At 72.2% G+C, this 10,226-nt stretch carries 3 protein-coding genes and 2 pseudogenes; 3 read left to right on the forward strand and 2 right to left on the reverse strand.

The features are described from left to right. Positions 1 to 150: 150 nt before the first annotated feature. Positions 151 to 713 (forward strand): annotated as a pseudogene (locus ACIG3E_RS37655) (transposase); the annotation flags it as partial. Here ACIG3E_RS37655 and ACIG3E_RS37660 read toward each other — a convergent pair. After that, positions 673 to 8,268 carry an SDR family NAD(P)-dependent oxidoreductase gene (locus tag ACIG3E_RS37660; protein ID WP_399625010.1) on the reverse strand — a complete coding sequence of 2,532 codons (7,596 nt, stop codon included), beginning with the start codon at positions 8,266 to 8,268 and terminating at the stop codon, positions 673 to 675. The pseudogene ACIG3E_RS37655 and the gene ACIG3E_RS37660 overlap by 41 nt on opposite strands. Before the next feature lie 340 nt (positions 8,269 to 8,608). Here ACIG3E_RS37660 and ACIG3E_RS37665 point away from each other — a divergent pair, with 340 nt between their 5' ends. Both ACIG3E_RS37665 and ACIG3E_RS37670 read left to right on the forward strand, forming a co-directional pair. Further along, positions 8,609 to 8,995, forward strand: coding sequence for a hypothetical protein (locus ACIG3E_RS37665; RefSeq protein ID WP_399625012.1), 387 nt, complete (start codon positions 8,609 to 8,611; stop codon positions 8,993 to 8,995). Between the two features lie 80 nt (positions 8,996 to 9,075). Then, positions 9,076 to 9,840, forward strand: coding sequence for a hypothetical protein (locus ACIG3E_RS37670; protein WP_399625013.1), 765 nt, complete (start codon positions 9,076 to 9,078; stop codon positions 9,838 to 9,840). 258 nt (positions 9,841 to 10,098) lie between these two features. Here ACIG3E_RS37670 and ACIG3E_RS37675 read toward each other — a convergent pair. Further along, positions 10,099 to 10,226: pseudogene (locus ACIG3E_RS37675) on the reverse strand (flavin reductase family protein); the annotation flags it as partial.

Genomic DNA, 10,226 nt, shown 5'->3' on the forward strand with positions numbered 1-10,226 from the left:
TTACGCACCGCGTACCGGCCCGGATCCATCAGGTTGGAGCCGACTCGACTCTTACGGGGCGTCACCCACTGGTTCACTCTCGTTGCACCGTCCGGCCTTGCTCGCCGGACCCGGACCGTCTGACGGTGCCGGTCCGACCCGGCGTTCCCCCGCACGGCCGAAGGACGCGACGGCGAAGCGTCCGCCTGCGTGCTGGATTCCCAGGCCATCAAGACCTCCGCCAACGTGCCCGTGGCTGGCCACGGGCACCGACGCAAGCAAGCGGGTCATCGGCCGCAAGTGCCACCTCGGCTGTGACACCTTGGGCCTGCTGCTGACCGTGCTGGTCACCGTCGCCAGTGTCCCGGACACCGCGGCTGGCGTGCCCTGCTATCCCGCATCGCCGCCGCCCAATATGGCGTTACCGCACCACTGCCATCGAGCACTGCGCCCGCCCGGGCATCGACGTCCACCCCGTCCAACGCCCACCGGGCGTCGCGGGGTTCACCGTCACCCCGAGACGCTGGACGATCGAGCGGAGCATCGGGTGGTTCATGCACCACCGCCGAATCGCCCGTGATGACGAAACCCGCCCGCACCGGTCAGAAGCCGTGATCCACCTCGCGATGATTGACCTCATGGCCCGCCGCCTCGCTGGCGAACCCCGCGACCAGGGCCTCGCCGCCGCGCCGCTTAGGAATCCGGATCCCTCCGCGCGCCGTTCGGGGCCATGAGCTGCGGGAGCAGGATGCGTGCCAAGTGGTCCGTGCCGGGGGCGTTGATGACGGCCAGGGTGGCTAGTTCGCAGTCGAGGTTGCGGCGGATGGTGGTGGTGAGTTCGGTGGCGAGCAGGGAGTCGATGCCGAGGTTCTTGAGGGCGATGGACTGGTCGATGCGGTCGGCGGGGGTGCGCAGGAGCCGGGCGAGGAGTTCGGTGAGGGTGTCGCGCACCAGGGCTTCCGCCCGCGTGGGGTCGAGCGCGGTGATCTGCTCGCGCAGGGTGTGGGAGCTGTCGGCGGCTTCGGGGACGGTCGCGAGCACGTGGGTGTGGCGGGGGACGTCACCGGCCACGGTGGAGGTGCGCACCCGGTGCCAGTCGACGTGGGCGGCGACGGTGGCGACGTCGACGGCGGAGTGGGTGAGGAGCGAGAGGGTCTCCAGGGCCGTGTCCGGAGCCAGCGGAGCGGTGATCTGCCGACCGAGGTGTTCGTCCGTATAGGTGCGGGCGGCGTAACCGACCTCGGCGATGGCGCCCCAGCCGACGGCGAGGGCGGGCAAGCCGTCCGCGCGCCGTGACCGGGCCAGGGCTTCGGTGTAGACGTTGGCCGCGTTGTAGTTGGTCTGTCCCGGCCAGCCGAGTACGGAGCTTGCCGAGCTGTAGAGGACGAAGAGGTCCAGGTCGTGGCGGCGGGTGAGGGTGTCCAGGAGATGCGCGCCCGTGGCCTTGGCGGGCAGCGCGGCGCGGAAGGCCTCGTCGGTGGCGTCGCGAAGGAGGGTGTCGCTCAGTTCCATCGCGGCGTGCACGACACCGCGCAGTGGTACGGGGGCGGAGTCGATGACAGCGCGGAGGGCCACGGGGTCGGTGACGTCGGCCGCGTGGACACTGACGTCGACGCCCTGGGCGCGAAGGTCGGCGAGGAGGGCCGCGGATTCGCTGGTGCTGTCGCCGCGGCGGCCGACGAGGGTGAGGTGCCGGGCTCCCAGGGTGGCGAGGTGGCGGGCGGTGGCGGCGCCGAAGCCGTTCAGGCCGCCGGTGATCAGGTAGGTGCCGTGGGGGTCCAGGCGGAGCGGGGCGGGCGTGGAGCGGACCGGCGGGCGCTCTTCGAGGGACAGGACGACCTTGCCGATGTGGCGGGAGTGCTGGAAGAGGGTGAACGCCTCCTGTAGCTGAGCCGCGGGATGAAGGGTGTGCGGGAGAGGCCGGTAGGCGCCCCGGCGGACGAGGTCAGCGACGGCTTCGGTGATCCGCCGCGCGCGGCCCGGCGGGCCTGAGACGACCTTGAGGATGTCGACGGCCAGATAGCTGCAGTTGGCGGCGAGCGCCTTGAGCAGCAGGCGGCTGCCTGCCTGGAGGCCGCGTTTGCCGAGCTCGACGAACCGGCCGCCGGGGCGCAGGAGGTCCAGGCTGCGGGCAGCGGCTTCGCCGGTCAGGGAGTTGACGACCACGTCGACTCCTTCGCCGTCGGTGAGCCGTCTCACCTCTTCGGCGAAGTCCAGGCCGCGCGAGTCGAGGACGTGCCTCACCCCGAGATGGCGGAGCAGTCGGCGCTTGGCGGGGGTGCCCGCCGTGGCGATGACCTGGGCACCGACGTGCTGCGCGTGCTGGAGGACGGCCAGGCCGATGCCGCCCGCGCCGCCGTGGACCAGGACCGTCTCGCCTGCCTGGAGGTCCGCGCGGTCGGTGAGGCTGTAGTGGACGGTGGCGAAGGCGATGGGGAGCGTCGCGGCTTCGGCGAAGCTCATGCCGTCGGGGATGTGGCCCGCGAGATGGGCCGGAGTGGTCACCTGGGAGGAGATCGAGGAGGTGGTGAAGGCGAACACATGGTCGCCGGGGGCGAAGCCCGTCACTCCGCTTCCGACTCCGGTGACGGTGCCCGCGCACTCCAGGCCCACCCGGTCGTGCTCGAAGTCGGCCGAGTCGGCGTCCTCGGTGATCAGGCCGGTGACGGCCATGACGTCGTGGTAGTTGAGCCCGGCGGCCCGTACGGCGATGGCGATCTGCCCGGGGCCGGGGCCGGGGGCGCGCTCCCCGTCCTGGATCCACGACAGCGACGGCGTCGAGCCGCCGCGGTCGGTGTGGAGGCGGAAGGGCGTTCCGGCCGGGGGCGGAGCGGCGGGCAGGCGGGGCGTCGTGCGGGGCGCGAAGCAGCCGCCGCGGGTCAGGGCGAGTTCGTCTTCCGCCGTGTCCGTGTTGATCACGTGGGCGAGCCGGGCGGCGTCCAGGGCGGCGTCGTCGCCTCGGTCCAGGGAAACGCGCCGGATCCGCAGAGAGGGCTCTTCGTTCGCCAGACTGCGCGCCATGCCCCACACGGCCGCGTCCGCGGGCACGAGGGGGCGTTCGGGAGCGGGCAGAGCACCGCTGGGACGGGTGACGACGACGAGCGGCTGGACGCCGGTCGAGGAGGCGCGGCGCCGGGCGGTGACCAGGTCCCGCAGCACGGTGGCCCGCCGGAGCATGGGGTCGATGAGGTCCTTGTCGGGCGAGGAGCGGCCCGATGGCTGCCGAGTCGCCGCCGTGGTCTCGGCGACCGTGTCGTCGAGGAGCACGATGACGCCGGACGGCCGCTCCCCCTGCGGCGACGGCCACTGCGCGCGGGAGACGTCGTACGCGGAAACGAGTGCCACCTCGGGGCTGCCGGACCGACGCAGCGAGTCGACGAGCCGTCCGGTGAGCTCGGCCTCGGGGCTCTCCGCGACGACGAGCCACCGCGGAGCGTTCCGCTCGTCCGGTACGGCGGCTTCCGGGGTGGCAGGTGTCGTATCGGGGGCTGTGCGGGTGGCGAGGATGACCGTGTCGTCGGCGTGGTCGACGTCGAGGTCCTGGGTGGCGTACGTGACGTCGGTGAAGCCGCATTCCGCGAGCAGGGGCATCCACTGGTCGGCGGTCAGCAGGCAGCTGTCGGTGCGCAGCGGCGCGTCGGTGAACTGCCAGAAGCCGTCGAACCCGCCGAAGCACAGGTTGTCCAGGCGCGGATCGCTCGCCTCCACGGCCAGCAGGGCTCCCCGGCTGCCGAGCAGCGAGGTCACGTGGTGGAGCGCCTGGGTGAGGCGCGGCGCGACGTGCAGGACGTTGGCGGCGATCACCAGGTCGAACTCGCCCTCGGCGAAGCCCTGCGCCACGGGGTCGGCGGTGATGTCCAGCGTGCGGTACTCGACGAAGTCGTAGGCGGTGAAGCGCTCTTGGGCGTGGCTGAAGAATCCGGCCGATACGTCGGTGAAGACGTACCGGGTGCGCTCGGGCGGCAGCAGCGGCAGGAGGGAGGTGGTGGTGCCGCCGGTGCCGCCGCCGACCTCCAGCACGTTGAGCGGCCGGTCGGCGGGCCACCGGGCCAGGAACGCGCGTAGATAGGTCCCGGCCGCCCGCCGGGCCAGGCGGGAGGGGACGGTGGTGGTGTACACCTGCTTGATGAGGTCCCGGTCGGCGCCGTTGAACATCAGGTCCACCGGGTCGAGGTCGCCCCGGAGCATGGGGGCCAGGTTGCTGCCGGCGAGGGTGCACAGGGTCAGGAAGGCCGCCTCGCCCGGGAAGTCGGCCGTCATCTTCTGCAGGACGGCTGCCGGACGCGGCGGTGCGACGAACCGCCAGCGGGCGTCCTCGGCGACGCCGTCCGGGGCGGTCGTGAGGGCGGAGCCGACCACAGGGGGCGTGAGGGCGGGACCGTCCACGGCGGTCACGATGCCGGGGTCGCCCGCCGAGGCCACGGCCCCGGCGTCGTCCACCGCGGCCATGACCCCGGCGTCGCAAGCCATCCGGGCCAGTGAGCGCACCCACAGCTGCCGGTCCGGCCGCAGCCCCGCCGCCAGCAGTCGGCCGAGGCTGAATCCCCGCTCGCCAGGCAGCATGTCCTGCACGGCCTGGGCGAAGAAGTGGCCGCTGAGCTCACCGGTCCGGGCGGCCAGGCCGCTCTCCCGGCTGTCCCGCCACCCGCGTGGCAGGGCCTGCCGTTCGGCGCGGGTCGCCCGCGCGAGCTCGGACGCCGTGATGGCCGGGGCGGGGACGGCGGCCAGCGGCACCGCGCGCAGCTCGGTGGTGTAGTACTCCGTGGGCCGACGGCGGCGCTCGTCCAGCGCCTTGAGCCGTACCCCGGTCATCTCCAGGGCGACCGCGCCGCGCGCGTCGGTCACCGTGACGTCCACGATGCCTTCGTCGGATGTGATCGCCCGCGCCCGTACGTCGATGAGGCCGACGGCGTCCGGAGTGTGCCAGCACCGTACGGCACCGGCGGCGACGGGCAGGTAGACGCGGCCGTCATCGGGCAGCAGCGCCAGCGCGGCCTGGAGCGCGGCGTCCATGACGACCGGGTGGGCGTGGAAGGCGGTGTCGTCGGACGGCGGTAGCGCGTAGCGGGCCGTGACGGTGTCCGCGGTGGTCCGCAGGTCGTGCAGGACGCGCAGGAGCGGGCCGTAGGTCAGGCCTGCCTCGGCGCAGCGGGCGTAGTGATCCTGGGCCGCCCGCTCCTCGGCACAGGCCTCGGGGACGGGGGCGAACGGGCCGGGCCGGGGCCGCAGGAGACGCCGTACCTGGCCGTGTGCGTGGGCCCGCCAGCCGGAGCCGTGGCCGTCGGTGCTGCTGATCCGCGTCACACCGTCGTCAGGACTGAGACTGGTGCGCAGCCGCACGTCCATCGCGTCGTCCTGCCAGGGCAGGGTCAGAGCGGTGTCGATGCGCAGACCGAGGACCTCGACGGGCGCGCCGAACACCTCGACGCCCGCGGCCACGGCCATCTCGGCGAACGCCATGCCGGGCAGGACCACGCTCTCACTCATCCGGTGGTCGCCCGCCCACGGCACCCGCTCGGGCTCCACATCGCACTCCCAGCCGGGCTCGGGGCCCGGCACGCGCTCACCCAGGAGCGGATGGCCGACGCTGCCGAGCGCAAGCCGCTCGTCCCACCAGCCGGGGGCTCCGTGCCAGTGCCGCTCGTGCTGCCACGGGTAGGTCGGCAGGTCGACCACTCGGGTCGGCCAGGGGAACCACTGCTCCCACACGACGTCGGCGCCGACGGCCAGCAGCTGCGCGAGCGCGGTGTCGAGCGCGGCGGATCCGTCGGTGTCGCGCCGCAGTGTGGGGACGACGGCCGTCTGCGCGGGGGCGTCGGAGCACAGCCGGGTGAGGTAGCCCTTGAGGACGTGGTGCGGCCCGATCTCCACGAACGTGTCGCACCCGTCGGCGAGCAGTTCCTTGACGGCCGCGGCGAACCGCACCGGCTGCCGTACGTTGTCCCACCAGTAGTCCGTGCCCAGCGTGCGGGTGTCGACGAGGCCTCCAGTGACGGTCGAGGCGAACGCCGTCTCCGTGGCGCGCGCCTCGACTCCTTCGAGGGCGGCGAGGAGCCCGTCGGCGATGCCGTCCATCGCCGAGGTGTGGAACGCGTAGTCCAGGTCGAGCAGCCGGAAGAAGACGCCCTGCCGCGCCGCCTCGGCGCCCAGCTCCTCCAGCGCGTCCAGCGGGCCGCCCACGGTGAGGTCGCGAGCGCTGTTGAACGCCGTGACCTCCAGGCGCCCTTCGTACGGGGCCAGCAGGCGGCGGGCCTCTTCGCCGCCGACCCCGATGGCGGCCATGCGGCCCAGGCCCGCGGTCGGTGCCTGCGCCCGGCTGCGCTCGGCGATGACGCGGCACGCCGTGGGCAGATCGAGCGCGCCCGCGGCCCACGCCGCCGCGACCTCCCCGACGCTGTGGCCGACCACGGCCTCCGGCTTGAAGCCCCTTCCGGCAAGCACACACACCGTGGCCACCTGCACGGTGAACAGCAACGGCTGGGCGATCTCAGTCGCGGTGCAACTCTCCGGCTTCGCCGCGCGCAGCTCCTGCTCCACCGACCAGCCGAGGGCCGGTGTCAGGAGCGTGTCCACCCGCGCCACGGCGGCGGCGAACACCGCGTCGCTGTCCAGCAGGTCGGCGCCCATGCCCGCCCACTGAGCGCCGTTGCCGCTGAACGCGAACGCCACCTTGCCGCGCGACACCCCGCGGGCGGTCGCCGCCGCCCGGGAGTCCGCGGAGTGCTCCGCCAGCGCCTTCAGCCGCTCGGCTGCCTGCCCGGCGGTGCTCGCCAGGACCGCCGCGCGGTACGGGTGCCGCTCGCGGCGGCGGGCCGTCGTGGCGGCCAGGTGGTAGAAGTCCCGCTCTTCCAGGCCCTCCAGGTGCCGCACCATCCGCTGTGACGCCTCGGTGAGCGCGTCACGGGTCCGCGCCGAGACGACGACGGGTACGACCCCGACATCCTGTACGTCCCGTCCGTCCGCGTGCCCCGTAAGCGCGGCCCGCCCGGGCGCGGCCGCGGGAGGAGGCGCGAGGATGGCATGGGCGTTGGATCCGCCCGCGCCGAAGGAGTTGACGCCGATCAGCGAGCGCGCGCTCACCTTGAGGGGGCGCAGGGCGAGGACGGGTTCGAGACCCAGAGCGGTGAAGTCGATCGCCTTGCTCAGGGGGGTGCCGTGCAAGGAGGCGGGGATCTGCCCGTGGCGGAGCACGAGCATCGCCTTCAGCAGGCCCGCGATCCCGGAAGCGCCTTCCAGGTGCCCCACGTTGGTCTTGATCGAACCGATCGGCAGGGCATCGGCCGCCCCCCGCGCGCGGCCCATCCACTGCCCCAGCGCCCGGCACTCGATGGGATCACCCACGGGTGTCCCCGTACCGTGCGCCTCCACGTACACCACATCGTGCGGATCGGCACCGGCGCGGCGATAGACCTGCTCCAACAGGGACAGCTGCGCTCCCGCGTCCGGTACCGAAATGCCGGGCGTGTGACCGTCGTTGTTGGTGCCGGTGCCCCGGATGAGCGCGTGAATACGGTCCCCGTCGCGCTGGGCGTCCGCGAGCCGCTTGAGCACCACCAGGCCGCCGCCCTCACCGCGCACGTAACCGTCCGCGGTAGCGGAGAACGTCTGTGAACGCCCTCGTCTGGACAGCATCGTGGCACGGGACGAGGCGACGAAGTCGGTCGGTGCCAACAGCAGGTTGGCGCCGCCCGCCACGGCCATGCCGACCCGCCCCCGGTGCAGCGCTTCGCACGCCTCGTGCAGCGCGACCAGAGAGGACGAGCACGCGGACTCCACCACCACACTCGGCCCTCGGAGATCGAAGTGGAAGGAGATGCGGTTGGCCGCGAAGGAGGTCATGATCCCCAGCGCGCTGTGGCTGTCCATCAGCTTGGGCCGCATCGCCTGCAACAGGGCGTAACTGTGGCCGCCCACAGCGACGAAGACACCGGTGTCCGTGCCCGCAAGCTCGCTGGTGGCAGCGCCCGCGTCGTCCAGGGCCTCCACCGCGAGCTCAAGGAGCAGCCGGTGCTGCGGATCCATCTGGGCGGCTTCCCGGGGGGAGATCTGGAAGAAGTCGGCGTCGAATCCCGCCACGTCCTCCAGGAACGCGCCCGCCACGGTGTACGACTTGCCGCTTCGCCGCGGGTTGCCCGACAGCCACCGCTTCGAGTCGAACCTGTCGGGCGGCGCCACACCGACCAGGTCGCGCCCTGCCACCAGCGCGGCCCACAACTCGTCCAGGCCGTTGATCCCGCCCGGTAAGCGGCACGACGCGCCCACCACCGCTATCGGCTCATCCAGAGTCACGACAGGTTCACCCTCCACCACCGCCTCCTTCGAGCCAGAGCTGGTGCCATCGCAACAGAATCTGCCCAAAGGGGCGGTCGGTAGCCGTGGGCTCAGCAGGATGGCGGCACTATTCGTAGCTATGCGCTCTGTACATACTCCTGTTCGCGGCCATCCTGACAAATCCATTCCGCCGCGGCCAGCGGCGGGTTGGGCTTGGGCGGGTTGATCCGGTTCACCAGCGAAGGGGGGGCGATGCAGGGGGAACTTGCCTTCGCTCGGCCGAGGGTGGCCACGGGAGCCGGACTCGTGTCCAGCCTCCTCGACGGCAGGGCCGAACTGGCGCGGCTAAGTACCGGACTTGTTCGCGGCCTCGGCGCGCGGGCTCACTCGATTCGAACACAGCGAGCGCCTGGCGGCGGCGCATGCGGCCGTGATGCTCTGCGCCTACTGCGAAGCGCTGTCCATATCCGAAGTGCTCTGCAAAATAAGGGAGTTGGAGCTGGAAAGGGGTGACCAGGTGGTCCTTGCCGGGGGAGAGGCGGTCGGCTCACGACGGCTGTACGCCCTGGCCGACGGCTTGCTGCGGGCGAATGTGCCGATGCCGGAGGCACACCGACCCTACGAGGAGACCCTCACCATGCTCCGGGACTTTTACCGAGGCCTGTCGGACGAGGTGAAGCGCTATGTGCCCGGGCTCGCGGTCTGGCACGCTCCCACGCCGCGCTTCTGGACCGGCCGATCCTGACGCCGCGGGACGTCCTGGACGGGCTGAGCCTTCCGGCGCTCGGCGCGGCGTATGTCAGTCCGGACTTCCAGGTCGCCAAGGTGGGGCCCGCCGACGGCTTCGCCGAGAGGGCCCGGCAGCCGGTCCGCGAGGACCTCGACAGCTTCCTGCTGGGACACCTGACGTCGGCGCGCCGTACGGGCGCCGCTGGTCGTCCTCGGCCAGCCCGGGTCGGGTCGGGCAAGTCCGTCTTCACCAAGATACTCGCGGGGCGCCTCCCGGCAGCCGACTTCCTCGTCGTCCGGGTGGAGCTGCGCGACGCGGCGGCCGAGGCGGACTTGCAGACACAGATCGAACACGCCGTCAGGTCGGCCACGGGCGAGACCGAGATCTGGCCCGAGCTGATGCGGCGTGCGGACGGAGCGCTGCCGGTCGTCCTGCTCCACGGATTCGACGAACTGCTGCACCCGGCAGGCGCCAGCCAGAGCGACTACCTGCAAAAGGCCGCCGACTTCCAATTCCGGGAGGCGCCCCAGGGGCGGCCCGTCGTTCTCGTCGTCACCAGCCGCACCGCGGTCGCCGAGCGTGCGCGGCCCGCACCGGGCATGCTCGCCCTGAGCCTGGCGCCCTTCACCGCCGCCCAGGTCACCTGGTGGCTCCAGGTGTGGGACCGCGCCAACGCCGCGGGCCTCGCCGCTCGCGGCCTAGTCCCCTTGGCGCCTGAGGTGGCCCTGCGGCACGCGGAGCTGGCCTCCCAGCCGCTGCTGGCATTCCTCGCCCAATCCGGGCGTTGGGATGAAGCGGTGGCGGTGGGAGACGAATCCATCAGCCTCCTACCGCGTGCTCATCGCGGAGAACTCGGGTGACATCGCCCTCCACCTTTGGAGCAAGCCCGAACTCCAGGCCAAGGCAACCGACCTCACCGTCACAGCCATCGACGATCTGTGGACCCTCAGCGCGTAGAACCCCTCCTACCGCCCGGAACAGGCCGACTGGATCATGTCGCCCGCTTCTTCTTTCCTGCTCGGCACGGGCCAGAAGCAGTGCGCCATCGACCTGGTGCGGAAAACCGTCGACCTCTGGCGTCGGATCGGCCGGGCTGCGGCCTTAATGACCGCCGGGGCTCAGTCGGAATCGCGTGGCGTCTGGGTGCGGTGGGAATGGCCGAGCTCCGGGCCGAGTCCGAAGTAGTGGCGGAAGTTGTAGATCAGGGGGCTCCAGGCGGCGGGGTCGATGTGGTCGGTGCCCGGCA

This window comes from Streptomyces sp. NPDC053474 (genome assembly GCF_044544845.1).
Lineage (GTDB): Bacteria > Actinomycetota > Actinomycetes > Streptomycetales > Streptomycetaceae > Streptomyces.